The following is a 16,619-nucleotide window of genomic DNA, read 5'->3' as shown; positions in this document are numbered from 1 at the left end:
TTCGGGGCCGGACGGCCATCACGCCAGACTCCCTCCCTGTTGCTTTCGCTGCAAAGCTAACATGCCGCTGAGCTCACTCCTGTCATCGGAAATTTGTGCAGAAGTAGTGACATAGACCTCACTTGTTCTCTAAGTTGGCTTCCCTGCAAAGCCAAGTTGGCGGCTTTGCGGGAAGGAGACGCGAGATGCGTATCAAAGGGGTCTCCCGGTCCGTCGCGGCGCTCGGCATGGCCGTGCTCCTCGCCGCCTGCTCGTCCGGCGGCGGGAACGGCGCGGACGGAGGCGACACGGCCGCGCAGGAGGCGGAGACGGGCCCGGTCACACTGCAGTTCTGGTGCTGGGGCTCCGGGAAGAAGGAGAAGGTCGAGGCGTTCAACAAGGCCCACCCGGACATCCAGGTGCGGCACACCGACGTCGGCGGCGGCACCGACACCGCCACGAAACTGCTCACGGCCAGCCGGGCCGGCAACGCGCCCGACGCCGCCTGCCTGGAGTACCAGTCGCTGCCCGCCATGATCGTGGCCGGCGCGCTGGCCGACATCTCCGCCTACACCGGCGGCATCAAGGACGCGTTCACGCCCGAGGTGTGGTCGCTGACCAGCTTCGACGGCGCCGTCTACGGCGTGCCCCAGGACGTCGGCCCGATGGTCATGGTCTACAACAAGAAGCGCTTCGACGAGCTGAAGATCGAGCCGCCGAAGACGTGGAAGGAGTTCGCCGACGTCGCCGCCGAGGTGCGCAAGAAGGACCCCGAGGCCTACCTCGCCACTTTCGCACCCGGCGAGTTCGGCAACTTCGCCGGGCTCGCCCAGCAGGCCGGCTCCTCCTGGTGGAAGCTCGACGGCGACACCTGGACGGTCGGCATCGCCGACGGCCCCTCCACCGAGGTCGCCGCGTTCTGGCAGGACCTCATCGACAGAGACCTGGTCAAGGCCCAGCCGCTGCTCACCCCCGAGTGGAACAACCAGCTCAACAAGGGCAAGATCCTGAGCTGGCCGAGCGCCCTGTGGGCTCCCGGCGTGCTCTACAGCGTCGCCGAGAAGCAGGCGGGCGACTGGGCGATCGCACCCCTGCCGCAGTGGAAGGAGGGCGACGACCGGGTGGCCTTCCAGGGCGGCAGCGCCATCGCCGTGTCCAAGAACTCCAAGCACGCCAAGGCCGCCGCCGAGTTCGCTGCGTGGATGAACACCGACAAGACCGCCTACGACATTCAGATCTCCGCCGGCGAGTACCCCGCGGCCATCGCGGGCCAGCAGGCCACCGCCGACAGCGACCCGCCCGCGCTGGTCGCCGGTCAGAAGGACTACTGGGAGGTCGCCACGAAGGCCGCGCAGCGCACGATCCCGCACATCACCTGGGGACCGAACGTCAAGACCGCGGAGAGCGCCTTCGGAGACGCCGTGTCCGCCGCCATCCGCGACAAGACGCCGCTGGTCGACGCGCTGAAGAAGACGCAGCAGGTGGTGGTGGACGACATGAAGTCCACGGGCTTCAAGGTCGCGGGCCAGTGAGCGCGCCGTCCCGGGCCCGGCGCGGGACGCGGGCGCCGTACGTCTTCGTCGCGCCCGCCGCGCTGCTGTTCCTGCTGTTCCTCGCGATCCCCATCGGCTACGCGCTCTACCTCAGCGTGCGCGGCCTGCGGCTGACCGGCGGCGGCATCTTCGGCACCCGCGAGGAGGTCTTCGTCGGGCTGGACAACTACGCCACCACGCTGACCGACCCGCAGTTCTGGGCCGGGTTCGGGCGGCTCGCCGTCTACGGGCTGATCAGCGTGCCGCTGACGCTCGGCCTCGCCCTGCTGTTCGCGCTGCTGCTCGACCACGCGGGCACGCGCGCCCGCCGCTTCTCGCGTACGGCGATCTTCCTGCCGTACGCGATCCCCGGCGTGACCGCCTCCCTGCTGTGGGGCTTCATGTACCTGCCCTCGACCAGCCCGTTCAGCTATGTGACCGAGCGGCTCGGGCTGGGGGAGATCCCGTTCCTCGGAGCGGGCGGCATCTTCCCCGCGCTGGCCAACATCGCGGTCTGGGGCGGCGTCGGCTTCAACATGATCATCATCTTCACGTCGCTGCGCGGCATCCCCGCCGAGCTGTCCGACGCCGCCCGCATCGACGGCGCATCGGAGTGGCGCATCGCCTGGCACGTCAAGATCCCGCTGGTGGCGCCCGCGCTCGTGCTCACCGGCCTGTTCGCGCTCATCGGCACCCTCCAGGTGTACGGCGAGCCGACCACGCTCAAACCGATGACCACGGAGATCTCGCAGGGCTGGGTGCCGCTCATGCACATCTACACCAGCGCCTTCGTCCGCGACGACCTGCCGCTCGCCTCGGCCGCCTCGGTCGTCCTGGCCGTCGGCACGCTGGTCGTCTCCGTGGTGCTGCTGAAGGTCACCCAGAAGCGCGCCTTCGGAGGCATGTCATGAGCGCCGTCACCGCGAGCCGCCCCGGCAGGACGGGGAAGAAGGGCGCGGCGGTGGCCGCCAAGCCGCTGCCGCACCAGCGGGCCAAGATCCTGCCCACCGTCGTGCTGCTCATCGGCGCCTTCTACTGCCTGGTGCCGGTGGCCTGGGTCGTCGTGGCCGCCACCAAGTCCAGCGCCGAGCTGTTCTCCACCTTCACCTTCGCCCCCGGCACGGGCCTGCTGGAGAACCTGCACGACCTGTTCACCTACGGCGACGGCCGCTTCCTCACCTGGGCCGGCAACAGCGCCCTGTACGCCGGTCTCGGCTCGGTCGTCTCGACCCTCATCTCCACGGTGGCCGGCTACGGCATGGCCAAGTACGACTTCCGCGGCCGCAACGTCCTGTTCTACGCGATCCTCGCGGGCGTCCTCGTGCCCGGCATGACGCTGGCCATCCCGCAGTACCTGCTCATGTCGGAGATCGGGCTCGTCGGTTCGTACTGGTCGGTCCTGCTGCCCGGCCTTATCTCGCCGTTCAGCATCTACCTGGCCCGCGTGTACGCCATCGCGTCGGTGCCGGACGCGACCCTGGAGGCCGCGAGGATCGACGGCGCGAGCGAGTACCGCATCTTCGGCTCGATCGGGCTGCCCATGATGGTGCCCGGCATGGTGACGATCTTCATGCTGCACTTCGTCAGCACGTGGAACAACTTCCTGCTGCCGTACATCATGCTCTCCGACGAGTCGAAGTTCCCGATCACCGTCGGCCTCTACACCCTGCTCGCCAAGGGCTCCTCCGAGCCCGCCCTGTACGGCATCGCCATCGTCGGCGCCGCCGTGTCCGTCATCCCGCTCATCGCGCTGCTGCTCTTCCTGCAGCGCTTCTGGCGGCTCGACCTGCTCAGCGGCGGACTCAAGGGCTGACCGGCCGCCCGCACGAACCACCCCCGAACGGAAAGCACCGCATGCATCTTCACCATCTCCGAGCCGCCGGCGTGTCGGTGGTGCTCGAATGCCCGCCCGGCGCGCTCCCCGCGATCCTGCACTGGGGGCCGGATCTGGGGCCGCTCGGCGGCGACGACCTGGAGCACCTGGCCGCCGAGCTGCGGCCCAGGTCCGACCAGACCGTCGAAGTGCCGATCCGCACCGCGATCGTGCCGGAGGCGCGTACCGGGTGGATGGGGGAGCCGGGGCTGTCCGGGCACCACGACGGGGGGACCGGCTGGTCGCCCGCCTTCACCGACGTCACCTGCGAGCAGCACGGGCAGCGCGTCGTCGCCGCAGGCGGCGACCCGCACTCCCGGCTCGGCCTCACCGTCACCGTCGAGCTGGACCCGTCGGGGCTGCTGCGCGCCCAGGCCGAGCTGCGCAACGGGCACGACCTGCCCTACACGCTCGACGCGCTGAACCTCGTCTTCCCCGTCCACGGCAACCCCACCGAGCTGCTCGACCAGGCGGGCCGGTGGTCCAAGGAGCGCGTGCCGCAGCGCCGCGCCCTCACCGTGGGCACCCACCTGCGGGAGAACCGGCGCGGCCGTACCGGGGCCGACGCCGCGACCGTGCTGTTCGCCGCCACCGCCGGGATCGGCTTCCGTCGCGGCGAGGCGTGGGGCGTGCACGTCGGCCACAGCGGCAACCACCGCCACTACGCCGAGCGCACCGCCACCGGCCGCACCATGCTCGGCGGCGGCGAGCTGCTGCTGCCCGGCGAGATCGTGCTGGCCGCGGGGGAGACGTACCGCACTCCTTGGGTGTACGCCACGTACGGGCGCGGCCTTGATGAGGCGGCGCACCGCTTCCACGAGCACCTGCGCGCCCGCCCTGCCCACCCGGTGCGCCCCCGCCCTGTGGTGCTCAACACGTGGGAGGCCGTCTACTTCGACCACGACCTCGACCGGCTGCTCGAACTCGCCGACCGGGCCGCCCGCGTCGGCGTGGAGCGGTTCGTGCTGGACGACGGCTGGTTCCTCGGCCGCCGCAACGACGGCGCGGGGCTCGGCGACTGGTACGTCGACCCCGCCGTCTGGCCCGACGGGCTGCACCCCCTGGTCGAGCGGGTGCGCACGCTCGGCATGGAGTTCGGGCTGTGGGTCGAGCCCGAGATGGTCAACCCGGACTCCGAGCTGGCCCGCGCCCACCCCGACTGGATGCTCAAGGCGGGCGACCGGCTGCCCCCGCCCGCCCGCCGCCAGCAGGTGCTCGACCTCACCGACCCGGACGCGTACGCCTACATCAAGGAGCGGCTGCTCGCCCTCGTCGGCGAGTACGAGATCGACTTCCTCAAGTGGGACCACAACCGCGACCTCGTGGACGCCGGCTCCACCGCGCACGGCGGCAGGCCCGCCGTGCACGCCCAGACCGAGGCCGTCTACCGGCTGCTCGACGAGCTGCGCGCCGCGCACCCCCGGCTGGAGATCGAGGCGTGCTCCTCCGGCGGTGCCCGCGTCGACCTCGGCATGCTCCAGCACACCGACCGCGTCTGGGCCAGCGACTGCATCGACCCCGTCGAACGGCAGGACATCCTGCGCTGGACCGCCCAGCTCCTGCCGCCCGAGCTGATCGGCAGCCACATCGGCGCCGAGCGCTCCCACACCACCGGCCGCCGGCACGACCTGTCGTTCCGCGCCGCCACCGCGTTCTTCGGGCACTACGGCATCGAATGGGACCTCACCTCCCTGACCGGCGCCGAGCTGGACGAGCTGGCCGCCTGGGTCGCGCTGCACAAGCGCCACCGCGAGCTGCTGCACACCGGCACGATGGTCCGCGTGGACGACACCCCGGAGAGCGTGCGCGCCCACGGCGTCGTCGCCGCCGACGCATCGGAGGCCGTCTACGAGATCGCCGTGCTCGGCCGTCCCGCCACCTGGCCGCCCGGCCCTGTCCGGCTGCCCGGCCTCGACCCCGAGACCGTCTACCGCGTCCGCCCGCTGATGCCGTTCACCTCGCGCGGCGCCGCACCCGCCTGGGCCTCCGGCGAGCTGGAGCTGCCCGGCTCCGCGCTGGCCGCCGCCGGCATCGCCGCCCCGCCGCTCTTCCCCGAGCAGTCGGTGCTGGTGCACGTCGAGGCCGTCAGCACGACGGCATGACCGTGCGTATAGCGGAATTGTGGTGCACGTGTGGCGGGTGTTCCTAGGCTGGCGCACGCCAGCGAGGACCTGCGGAAAGGGGACCCTGACGAACCCACCCTGACGGCGTGCCGGGCCTCCGCCGCCGCGCCCCGCCGGACATCGGGGCGCGGACGCAGAGCCGGTGCACTCTGTGCTCTCCTCGGAAGGCGCGGCTGGTCGGCCCCACCCCCTCCACGGCCGGCCGCGCCGACTCCTCCCGGCGACCTCCCCCTTGACCGGCCAGGCGCCCGCCGGACTCGCCCTGGCCGGCATCTTCCGCCGGGAAAGCGCGCGGGCGCCCCGCAGCGGCGCCCGCGCCTCATTTCCGCGCGCCCGCGCGGCGGCTGTACGCGCGTTCGCTCCACGCCCGCGCGGCTTGCGGACGCGTACCCGCGCGCTTCTTCGTGTGCCCGCGCGCTTCTTCGCGCGCCCCGCACCCCCTTCTCGCGCCCGCCTCCTTCTTCAACAGCGCTCGGGATGCTGGGATGGAGGCAAAGACGCATCCTGGAATCGCGGGCGAAGGGCGGCGGCGCCGATGTCAGAAGCCTGGCTGTACGACACCATCGGAGCCGGCTACACCGCGACCCGGCGCACCGAGCCGCGCATCGCCGCCCGGATCCTGGCCGCGCTCGGCGACGCCGGGACCGTGCTGAACGTGGGGGCCGGTACCGGCTCGTACGAGCCCGCCGACCGCTACGTCCTCGCGGTGGAGCCGTCGGCGGTGATGCGGTCGCAGCGCCCGCCGGAGGCGGCCCCGTGCCTCATCGGCTCGGCCGCAAGCCTGCCCTTCGACGACGGAGCCTTCGACGCCGCGATGTCCGTCGCGTCCGTGCACCACTGGCCTGACCCGATCGCCGGGCTGCGCGAGCTGCGGCGGGTGGCGCGCCGCGTGGTGGTGTTCACCCACGACACCGGCCGCGCCGGATGGCTGGACCGGTTCTGGCTCACCCGCGACTACCTGCCCGAGGTGGCCGATCTGCTGATCGGGCGGCCGTCGATCGGCGAACTCGCCGCCGCGATCGGAGCCGGGATCGAGCCGGTGCCGATCCCGTGGGACTGCGCGGACGGCTTCTTCGAGGCGTTCTGGCGGCGGCCCGAGGCGTACCTGGAGGAGCGCGTCCGCCGCGGCGTCTCGGTGTGGACGAAGGCCGGCGCGGAGGCCGAACGGCGAGCCGTCCGGGACCTCCGCGCCGACCTGGACTCCGGCCGGTGGGCCGAGCGCAACCGGGACCTGCTCGGCCTCGACGCGGCGGATATGGGATTGCGCCTGCTCATCGCCTGACCAGCGGCATCAGGCGATCTTGCGGCGGTAGATGACCATGGCCAGGGCGTACGTCGCGACGAGCAGCCCCGCGCACCAGCCGACGGCGCTCCACACGCCGGGACCCGCCGGGTGCCCGGCCAGCAGGTCGCGGATGGCGTTGACGATCGCCGTCACCGGCTGGTGCTCGGCGAAGGCGCGTACCGGGCCCGGCATCGTGGCGGTGGGCACGAAGGCCGAGCTGACGAACGGCAGGAAGACGAGCGGATAGGAGAACGCGCCGGCGCCGTCGGCGCTCTTGGCGGTGAGCCCGGGGATGACCGCGAGCCAGGTCAGCGCGAGCGTGAACAGCACGAGCAGCCCCGCCACGGCGAGCCAGGCGGGCAGGCCCGCGGGCGAGCGGAAGCCCATCAGCGCGGCGACCAGCACGACCACCGCCAGCGAGATCAGGTTCGCCACCAGCGAGGTCAGCACGTGCGCCCACAGCACCGACGACCGGGCGACCGGCATCGACTGGAACCGCTCGAAGATCCCGCTCTGCATGTCGAGGAAGAGCCGGAACGCCGTGTAGGCGATGCCGGACGCGACGGTGATGAGCAGGATGCCGGGCAGCAGGTAGTCCACGTACGCGACGGGGCCGGTGTCGATCGCGCCGCCGAAGACGTACACGAACAGCAGCATCATCGCGATCGGCATGATCGTCGTGGTGATGATCGTGTCAGGGCTGCGCGCGATGTGCCGCAGCGAGCGGCCCAGCATCACGGTGGTGTCGGCGAGGAAGTGCCGGGTCATGTGGCCTCCTTGGAGCCGGCGCCGACGAGCGCGAGGAAGACGTCTTCGAGGGTCGGCTGCTTCTCGACGTACTCGACCTCCGCGGGCGGCAGGAGCCGCCGCAGCTCGTCGAGCGTGCCGTCCACGATGATCCGGCCCTGGTGGAGGATGGCGATGCGGTCGGCGAGCTGCTCGGCCTCGTCCAGATACTGCGTGGTGAGCAGGATCGTGGTGCCGCGTCCGGCGAGCTCCCTGACCGCCCGCCAGACCTCGACGCGCGCCTGGGGGTCCAGCCCGGTGGTGGGCTCGTCGAGGAAGATGACCGGCGGATCGCCGATCAGGCTCATCGCGATGTCGAGCCGGCGGCGCATGCCGCCGGAGTAGGTCGCCACCCTGCGCCCGCCCGCGTCGGTGAGCGAGAACCTGGCGAGCAGGTCGTCGGCGACCTCGCCCGGCCGCTTCAGGTGGCGCAGCTTGGCGACCATGACGAGGTTCTCCCGCCCGGTGAGCATCCCGTCCACGGCCGCGAACTGGCCGGTGAGGCTGATGGACGCCCGAACGTCGGCGGCCTGGGTGACGACGTCGAGGCCGTTGACGGCGGCGCGGCCGGCGTCCGGCTTGAGCAGCGTGGACAGGATGCGCACGATCGTGGTCTTGCCGGCTCCGTTCGAGCCGAGTAACGCGAAGACGCTGCCCCGCGCCACCTCGAAGTCCACGCCGCGCAGCACCTGCAGGTCCTTGTACGACTTCTCCAGGCCGCGCACGCTGATGGCGGGCCCCTGGTGGGTGGTCATGTCAGGTCCGTTCTGGGTCACGTCCGCCGGGTCACGGCCGGTCGTCGGCGACGCGATCGATGGCGTCGGCCAGCCGGTTGCGCTCGCGGCTCAGCCACTGGCCTTCCGGGTAGTTGCGCAGGAACGTCTCGGCGAACTCGACCGGGTCGTCCCCGACGATCTCGCGGACCGGCGTCCCGCTCGCCGCGCTCTGCTCGAAGAGGTCGGCGAGGTCCTCCAGCATCGCCAGCAGGCTCTCGCCGGTGCCGGGGCCGAAGTAGACCATGTAGCGCTGCAGCGCTTCGACGGCCGTGCGGTGGCTCGCGGGAAGCCGTTCGACCCGCGCCTTATAGTCGCGGTAGCGCTTTTTGTGCTCGAACGATCCGGTGAGCACCTCCACGTAGCGCCGCAGGCCCTTCCTGGGCTCGCCTTCCGTGGTCATGATGGGTGGCCTCCTTCGCGGAGCTGGTCGAGGCGTTCGGCGAGGAAGCTCCAGTTCCTCCAGAACTCGTCGAGGGTTTCGCGGCCCTGCGCGTTGAGCGTGTACACCTTGCGCGGCGGACCCTTCTCCGACGGGACTTTCTCCACGTCGACGAGCCCGCGTTGCTCGATGCGCACGAGCAGCGCGTAGACGGTGCCCTCGGCGATCTCGGAGAAGCCCTGGTCGCGCAGCCACGCGGTGATCTCGTAGCCGTACGCCGGGCGGCCGGACAGGATCGCGAGCACGATCCCCTCCAACGTGCCCTTCAGCATCTCCGTCAGCTGCCTGCCCATGGACGCCCTTCATCAGCTACTCAGCAATGTTAGGTACCGGTACATAGTAATGCTGAATACCGGCGAGAGCGCAAGCATCTTTTCCTGCGGACATGACGAAGCGGGCCCGTCCAGGAGCGGCACGTACCCGCTGTCGCGGCGCAGCTCGGGCGCCTGCTCCGCGCGGGACGCTCCGCCGATGTGGCGGGCGTGTGGCGGGCGAAAATTTTCAACGGCGACGGTGTGGCTGGAAAATATCGTGAGCAGAACGAGCAGAAGTCTGGATTTCCGGCTTGTCGCAGGTGACGATGCGATCACCGTCGTGATCGTCTCCTCACCCCCGTAAGCGAGACCCGCGAGGGTCTCGTACGCACGGCGCGCCGGGCACCGCACCCCTGCCCGGTCGGCGTCCCGAAGCACTGGAGAGCCCTCATGGATCTGCCAGACGAGTTAGCCCTGCCCGACTCCCGATGGACCGGCCTGCGCCAGAGGCCACCGGACAGTACCGACGGCACCGACGCCCCGGATCAGTCCTGGAACCGGTTCGCGACGGCGGAGGCCAAACCGCCCTCGCGCTGGCCCCGCAGATTAGCCCCCTTCCTCTCCGTCGTCCTGATGGTGGACATGGTCTTCGCCATGCCCGCCCAGGCCGAACCCCGTTCCGCGCCCGCCGTCCAGCGGGAGAAGCCGGTGACCGGCACCAAGGTCCCGGTCAAGCCACCGCTTCCCGACCCCGCCGCCAAGCAGGCGTGGCAGGCCGCGCCCGCCGTCAGCTGGCCCAAGCCCCAGAAGGCCGAGCTGGGCGGCGCCGCCACCGCCAAGACCACCGCGTCGGACTTCCCAGTCCGACTGGCACCACGTGCTGATAAGTCCGAGAAAGCAGCCAAATCTGGTGAGAGCGCCAAGGACGCCGCTCCCATCACCGTCGAGCTGCTCGACACCGACCTGCTCGGCCTGGCCATGCGCATCACGCCGGGACAGGGCGCCGCGACCGCCAAGGCGGCGGAGAAGACCCGCATCGAGATCGACTACTCCGGCTTCCGCCACGCCTTCGGCGGCGACTACGGCTCCCGCCTGCGCGTGGTGAAGCTGGAGGAGTGCGCGCTCACCGGTGCGGCGAACTGCGCCCCGCCGGAGCCCGTCAAGAGCGACAACAACGCCACCGCCGGCACGGTCACCGCCGAGGTCGAGACCAACGGCCTGTACGCGCTCACCGCCGCCACGTCGGGCCCGTCGGGCGACCACTCCGCCACGTCGCTGTCGCCCGCGTCCGACTGGAGCGTCGGCACCCAGTCCGGCGACTTCAACTGGAGCTACGACATGCGCGTGCCGCCGTCGCTCGGCGGCGAGGAGCCGGAGATCTCGCTCGGCTACTCCTCGCAGAGCGTGGACGGCCGTACCGTCTCCACCAACAACCAGACGTCCTGGGTCGGTGAGGGCTTCGAGCTGAACCCCGGCGGGTTCATCGAGCGCCGCTACAAGGCGTGCATGCTCGACGGCAAGAAGACCGGCGACCTGTGCTGGGACCAGGACAACGCCACGATGTCGCTCGGCAACTCGTCGGTCGAGCTGATCAAGGACGCCACCACCAAGCAGTGGCGGCCCAAGCGCGACGACGGCACCAGGATCGAGCTGCTCACCGGCGCCACCAACGGCGACAACAACGGTGAGTACTGGCGCGTCACCACGCCGGACGGCACCCAGTACACCTTCGGCATGAACCGGCTGCCCGGCTGGAGCAGCGGCAAGCCGGAGACCAAGTCCGTGCAGACCGTGCCGGTGTTCGGCAACAACAGCGGCGAGCCCTGCTACAGCAGCACCCCGGCCAACGCCTGGTGCCAGCAGGCCTACCGCTGGAACCTCGACTACGAGGTGGACACCCACGGCAACGCCACCACGTACTGGTACGAGCGCGAGACCAACTACTACGGCCGCAACATGAAGCCCGAGCAGGGCACCCAGTACGTGCGCGCCGCCTACCTCACCCGCATCGACTACGGCTACCTGAGCAGCGAGCTGTTCACCAAGCAGCCCGCCGCTCGCGTCGTGTTCGACGTGGCCGAGCGCTGCCTGCCCAGCGGCTCGATCACCTGCGCGCCCGACCAGCTCAAGAAGGACACCGCGAGTCACTGGCCGGACGTTCCGTTCGACCAGATCTGCGACAGCGGCGCCAAGTGCACCGACCGGCTGGCGCCGACGTTCTTCACCCGCAAGCGGCTCACCAAGGTCACCACGCAGGTGCGCGACAGCTCGGGCCAGTTCACCCCGGTGGACTCCTGGACGCTGACGCACAGCTTCCCCGCCTCCGGCGACGGCATGAGCCCGGCGCTGTGGCTGGCCTCCGTCCAGCAGACCGGGCACGTGGGCGGCACGATCACGTTGCCGCCGGTGACGTTCACCGGCGTGCAGCTGCCCAACAGGGTCGACTCGAACGAGGGCCGCGCCCCGCTGGTCAAGTGGCGGGTGCAGGCCATCAACAACGAGTACGGCGGTGAGCTGCGCATCAACTACTCGGCGGCCGACTGCGAGCCGGGCGACGTGCCCGCGGCGGCCGACAAGAACACCAGGCGCTGCTTCCCGCAGCGCTGGGCGCCGCCGGGCGAGTCCGAGGTCACCGACTGGTTCCACAAGTACGTGGTCACCCAGACCATCGAGGTGGACCGGGTGGGCGGCTCGCCGAACGTGGTCACCGACTACGAGTACCTCGACGGCGCCGCCTGGCACTACGCCGACAACATCCTCGTCAAGCCCGAGCACCGCACGTGGGCCGACTTCCGCGGCTACGGCCGGGTCCGCGTCCGCCAGGGCGACGGCCAGGACGGCAAGCGCACGCTGACGGAGTTCCGCTACTTCCGCGGCATGCACGGCGACCGGCTGGCCGACGGCTCCAAGCGCAACGTCCAGGTGGAGGACTCCGAGGGCGTCAAGAAGGACGACCTCGACCAGCTCGCCGGGTTCGAGCGTGAGGAGATCCTCTACGACGGCGACGGCGGCTCGGTCCTGACCGCCACCGTCCAGGACGCCTGGTCGGCCAAGACCGCCGAGTCCACGCAGGGCGGCGTCACCAAGGCCGCGCACATGGTGCAGCCGAGCTCGATGGTCACCCGCACCGCGGTCTCGGGCGGCAAGTGGCGGCGTACCGGCGAGGACCGCACGTACGACACCAATGGCCTGCTGCTGCAGGTCGAGGAGAAGGGCGACCTCGCCACCGGCGAGGACGACCAGTGCATCCGCTACACCTACGCCCGCAACGACACGAGCTGGATGCTCGACTTCCCGAGCAGGGTGCAGAAGGTGGCGGCCGCCTGCGCGACCGGGCTGGCCAAGCTGTCCGCCGACGAGATCGTCTCCGACGAGAGGATCCAGTACGACGGCCAGTCGAACGGCCAGGCCCCGACCAAGGGTGACGTGACGGCGGTGCAGGAGCTCGTCTCGCCCGACGGCAAGACGATCACCGGCAGCGCCCACACGTACGACGTGTACGGCCGCGAGCTCACCGAGACCGACCCGGTCGGCACCAAGTCGGTCACCACCTACAGCCCGGCCACGGGCGCGCTGCCGACGGAGACGACCGAGACCAACCAGCTCGGTCACACCGAGCGCACGCTGCTCCAGCCGGCCTGGGGCGAGCCGGTCGCCGAGATCGACGCGGCCGGGCGGCGCGTGGACATGGAGTACGACGCGCTCGGCCGGCTGATCAAGGTCTGGCAGCCGGACCGCAGCAAGGCCGCAGGCCAGTCGCCCAGCACCGAGTACTCCTACCTGGTGCGCAACGACGGCCCGAGCGTCATCACCACCAAGACGCTCAACGCCGACGGCACCTACACCACCAGCCACGAGCTGTTCGACGGTCTGATGCGCGAGCGCCAGACCCAGGAACCCGCGCCCATCGACGAGACGGCGCCGGATCCGGCGCTGCGCGAGGGCCGCACGATCACCGACACCTTCTACAACTCGCAGGGCGAGGAGTCCAAGGCCAACACCGGCTACTTCGCCACCGGCAACCCCTCGACCGAGCTGCTCGGCGTGGCGGACACCGCCGTGCCCTCCCAGGTCGTCAAGCTCTACGACGGCGCGGGAGAGCCGAACGCCGAGGTCTTCAAGGTCAAGGGCGTGGAGAAGTACCGCGTCTCGGTCAAGGACGAGGGTGACAGGATCCACATCACCCCGCTGCCCGGCGACACCGCCACGACCAGGATCGGCGACGCCCACGACCGGCTCATCGAGCTGCGCCAGTACAAGGGCTCCACGCCGACAGGGGAGTACGAGTCCACCACGTACACCTATGACCGCGCCTGCCGGCTCGCGTCGGTGACCGACCCGGCGGGCAACGTCTGGCGGTACCACTACGACATGCGCGGCCGCCAGATCAAGACCGAGGACCCCGACAAGGGCGTCACGACCACCACGTACAACGACGCCGACGAGGTCGTCACCACCACCGACGCCCGCGGCAGGACCCTCTGGTACGGCTACGACGCGCTCGGCCGCAAGACCCAGATGCGCGAAGGCTCGGAGAACGGCACGCTCCTGGCGGAGTGGAAGTACGACGGGCTCGCCAAGGGGCACATGCACGCCTCCATCCGGTACGTGGACGGGCAGGCGTACAAGGCCGAGATCAACGCGATCGACGCCGACTACCGCACGCTGCGCCAGACCATCACCATCCCGGAACGGGAGGGCAAGCTGGCCGGCTCCTACCAGCTCAACACCCGCTACACGCTCGACGACCAGGTGCAGTCGATCAGCTTCCCGGCCGGCGGCGGCCTGGAGGCCGAGCAGGTCGTCTACACCTACGACGACCTCAACCAGCCGGTCAAGGTCACGGGCCTGTCGGCGTACGTGACCGCGGCCCGCTACAGCAAGCTGGGCGAGACGCTCCAGTACGAGCTGGGCGAGGGCAGCAAGAAGACCTGGCTGACCTACACCTACGACGAGGGCAACCGCAGGCTCACCAGCATGCGGATGGACCGGGCCGGGGCGTCCAAGAGCGACCTCGACCTGACCTACAGCTACGACGCGGTCGGCAACATCACCAAGATCGCCGACCGGGCCAACCAGGACACGCAGTGCTTCACCCACGACCATCTGCGCCGGCTCACCGCGGCGTGGACGGCCACCGATGACTGCGCGAGCGGCTCGCCGCAGGCGGACAAGATCGGCGGCGTGGCGCCGTACGCCGTCAGCTACGAGTACGACGTCACCGGCAACCGTACGAAGGAGGTCAAGCACGGCTGGGGCGGCACCGCCGACAAGGTGCGCACCTTCACCTACCCGAAGGCGGGCGAGAAGCAGCCGCACGCGCTGCAGAGCGTCGGCTCCGACGTGTTCGCCTATGACGAGGCGGGCAACACGATCAGGCGCAAGGTCGGCAACGCCGACCAGACCCTGGTCTGGGACGCCGAGGGCAACCTGGAGTCGGTGACCGAGGGCGGCAAGACGACGTCGTTCATCTACGACGCCGACGGCGATCGGCTGCTGCGCAAGACGCCGACCGACGCCACCCTCTACATCGACGACATGGAGCTGCGGTTCGACTACGCCAAGAACGCCGTCGAGCAGACCCGGTACTACACGATCGGCAACGAGGCCATCGCGGTCCGCACGCCGGACAACCAGGTCTACTTCATCGGCAACGACCACCAGGGCACGGCGCAGGCGATGGTGAACGCCGGCACCGGTGAGGTGGCCATCCGCAGGCAGACCCCGTTCGGTGAGGATCGCGGGACACCGCCACCATGGTGGCCGGGTGAACGCGGCTTCGTCGGCGGCACCAAGGACGCCACCACCGGGCTGGTGCACCTCGGCGCCCGCGAGTACGACCCCGCCAACGGCCGCTTCCTGTCGGTGGACCCGATCATCGACGCGGCGGACCCGCAGCAGCTCAACGGCTACGCCTACGCCAACAACAGCCCGGTGTCGATGAGCGACCCCGACGGCCAGATCGTCTGGTTCGTGGTCGGCATCGCCGCGCGGGTGGCCGCGCGGTGGGCGATCAAGAAGGCGGCCCAGGCCGCGGCGCGGCGGGCGGCAGCGGCGGCGGCCCGGCGTGCGGCGCTCGCGGCGGCCCGGCGCAGGGCGGCGGCCCTGGCCAGGAAGCGCGCCATCGAGGCGGCCAGGCGGCGCGCCGCGGAAGCCGCCAGGAAGCGGGCGGCGGCCGAGGCGAGGAAGCGCGCCGCGGAGGCGGCCAAGCGGCGGGCGGCCGCCATCGCCAGGCGTAAGGCGGCGCTGGCCCGGCAGCGGGCGCGGGCGGCGGCGGCCAAGCGGCGTGCGGCGGCGGCGGCACGGCGGGCGGCGGCGGCCAAGCGGCGCGCGGCGGCCGCGCGCAGGGCCGTGACCAGGCGGGCGAGCAAGCCCAAGACCACCTACCGGCACCGTCCGGCGGTCCGTCCGACCAGCCGCAAGGCCGTGCAGCGGCAGGCGCCGCCCAAGGCCCAGCGGACGCCGACGAACAGTTCCCAGCCGCGCGGGCTGACCGAGGCGCAGAAGCGCTCGATCGACCAGCAGCTCGGCCGGGTGCATCCCACCGGGTCGTACACCAGGGCGACGCCGAGGGAGGCGGACACCATCGCGCACCAGGGCACCGGCTGGGGCCCGGCGTCGAAGCCGTACGTGTCGGAGACGCCGCGCTCGGACCGCAGGGGCTGGGTGATCGCCTACCGCATCTGGGAGATCCTGCGGCCGCCGGCCACGCCTCCCTCCTGATCGATCGGATACGCAAGAGAAAGGACGCACCGAGCCCCCGCTCCGGACGGAACCCCCGTCCGGAGCGGGGGCTCCCCGCGTTCCGGCTCTTTCCAGGGCGGGCTCCCCGCGTTCACGGCCGGCTGTTTCACGGGCCGGGCCGGGCTTCGCGGGGGCCGGCCGCGTCCACGGCCCTCAGGAGCCGGGTGTGAGCAGTTCGTACGCCGCGTCGAGGGCGGGCGTGCGCGCCGCGTCCCGGGCTGCGGCGACGGCGGCCTTCAGGAAGGTGAGCCACAGCTCCACCAGGTCATCGATCGAGCAGGGCCGGCCGTCCCTGAGCCAGCTCAGCGCGGTCTCGTCGCAGGCCGCGGCGAAGCCGCGCAGCGGCAGCCGCAAAGCCGGCTCGGCGGGGTCGAGGCCGAGCAGCCCGCAGATGGCGGCGAGCCCTTCGCGGCGGGTCGCCTCGAACGCCTCCTGGGCGATGTCGGTGGCCTCCGCGCGGCGCAGGATCAGGTTGAGCGCGGCGTCCTCGTTCGCGGCGAGGAAACGCAGGTGGCCGGCCATATGGCGGCGCAGCCGCTCGACGGGGGCGCCGTCGTCGCCGATGGCGGCCGCGGCGCGCAGGCGGCGGTCGATCTCGCGGACGGTCTCGGCGTACAGGTTCTCCTTGCCGTTGAAGTGGTGGGACAGCAGTCCGTGGGCGACCCCGGCGGTGCGGGCGATGTCGCCGACGGTGACCTCCGCGTACGGACGCCGGGTGAAGTGCTCCAGCGCCGCCTCCAAAAGCTTGCGGCGGGTCTCCCGGGCGGCGAGCTGCCGCCGGGTGGGCGGCTTGCCTGTGACGGGCGGGGTCACGTCGTGTTCCTTCCG

11 protein-coding genes are annotated in these 16,619 nt (G+C 71.1%); 6 read left to right on the top strand and 5 right to left on the bottom strand.

The annotated features are described in order from the left end of the window. The first annotated feature begins 185 nt into the window (after window positions 1-185). The 5 genes from ACFMQL_RS38840 (at window position 186) to ACFMQL_RS38820 (ending at window position 6,789) form a co-directional block, all read left to right on the top strand. Window positions 186-1,511: an extracellular solute-binding protein gene (locus tag ACFMQL_RS38840; protein ID WP_364067882.1), complete on the top strand. Its 1,326-nt coding sequence runs from the start codon at window positions 186-188 to the stop codon at window positions 1,509-1,511. After that, window positions 1,508-2,422, top strand: a complete 915-nt coding sequence (locus ACFMQL_RS38835; RefSeq protein WP_364067880.1) for a sugar ABC transporter permease — start codon at window positions 1,508-1,510, stop codon at window positions 2,420-2,422. Before ACFMQL_RS38840 ends, ACFMQL_RS38835 begins: the two co-directional genes overlap by 4 nt. Continuing rightward, window positions 2,419-3,324 (top strand): carbohydrate ABC transporter permease, encoded by a 906-nt coding sequence (locus tag ACFMQL_RS38830; protein WP_364067878.1) that lies wholly within the window; start codon window positions 2,419-2,421, stop codon window positions 3,322-3,324. The genes ACFMQL_RS38835 and ACFMQL_RS38830 overlap by 4 nt, the downstream gene beginning before the upstream one ends. Window positions 3,325-3,365: 41 nt before the next feature. Next, window positions 3,366-5,486: an alpha-galactosidase gene (locus ACFMQL_RS38825; RefSeq protein WP_364067876.1), complete on the top strand. Its 2,121-nt coding sequence runs from the start codon at window positions 3,366-3,368 to the stop codon at window positions 5,484-5,486. Window positions 5,487-6,042: 556 nt separating this feature from the next. Further along, window positions 6,043-6,789, top strand: a complete 747-nt coding sequence (locus tag ACFMQL_RS38820) for a class I SAM-dependent methyltransferase (RefSeq protein WP_378789782.1) — start codon at window positions 6,043-6,045, stop codon at window positions 6,787-6,789. Between the two features lie 9 nt (window positions 6,790-6,798). Here ACFMQL_RS38820 and ACFMQL_RS38815 read toward each other — a convergent pair whose 3' ends face one another. Genes ACFMQL_RS38815 through ACFMQL_RS38800 form a run of 4 tightly spaced genes read right to left on the bottom strand, consistent with a single transcriptional unit; the run spans window position 6,799 to window position 9,086 of the window. After that, window positions 6,799-7,560: an ABC transporter permease gene (locus ACFMQL_RS38815; RefSeq protein WP_364067872.1), complete on the bottom strand. Its 762-nt coding sequence runs from the start codon at window positions 7,558-7,560 to the stop codon at window positions 6,799-6,801. Beyond that, entirely contained in the window at window positions 7,557-8,333 is a 777-nt protein-coding gene (locus ACFMQL_RS38810; RefSeq protein ID WP_364067870.1) for an ATP-binding cassette domain-containing protein, read from the bottom strand. Before ACFMQL_RS38810 ends, ACFMQL_RS38815 begins: the two co-directional genes overlap by 4 nt. Window positions 8,334-8,364: 31 nt before the next feature. Beyond that, the gene (locus ACFMQL_RS38805; RefSeq protein WP_364067868.1) at window positions 8,365-8,754 is read right to left on the bottom strand and encodes a DUF1048 domain-containing protein; all 390 of its coding nucleotides are present in this window, start codon (window positions 8,752-8,754) and stop codon (window positions 8,365-8,367) included. Beyond that, window positions 8,751-9,086, bottom strand: a complete 336-nt coding sequence (locus ACFMQL_RS38800; protein ID WP_364067866.1) for a PadR family transcriptional regulator — start codon at window positions 9,084-9,086, stop codon at window positions 8,751-8,753. The genes ACFMQL_RS38805 and ACFMQL_RS38800 overlap by 4 nt, the downstream gene beginning before the upstream one ends. A 411-nt stretch (window positions 9,087-9,497) precedes the next feature. On the opposite strand from ACFMQL_RS38800, the gene ACFMQL_RS38795 reads away from it, so the two are divergent. Next, window positions 9,498-15,770 (top strand): RHS repeat-associated core domain-containing protein, encoded by a 6,273-nt coding sequence (locus ACFMQL_RS38795; protein ID WP_378789778.1) that lies wholly within the window; start codon window positions 9,498-9,500, stop codon window positions 15,768-15,770. Window positions 15,771-15,944: 174 nt separating this feature from the next. Here ACFMQL_RS38795 and ACFMQL_RS38790 read toward each other — a convergent pair whose 3' ends face one another. Continuing rightward, complete coding sequence (locus tag ACFMQL_RS38790) at window positions 15,945-16,604, bottom strand: TetR/AcrR family transcriptional regulator (RefSeq protein ID WP_364067862.1); 660 nt, start codon at window positions 16,602-16,604, stop codon at window positions 15,945-15,947. Window positions 16,605-16,619 lie beyond the last annotated feature (15 nt).

This window comes from Nonomuraea fastidiosa (assembly GCF_042751225.1).
Taxonomy (GTDB): Bacteria; Actinomycetota; Actinomycetes; order Streptosporangiales; family Streptosporangiaceae; genus Nonomuraea; species Nonomuraea fastidiosa.
Note: the sequence above shows the minus strand (reverse complement) of the source record. Positions and strands in the feature narration are given on the sequence as shown.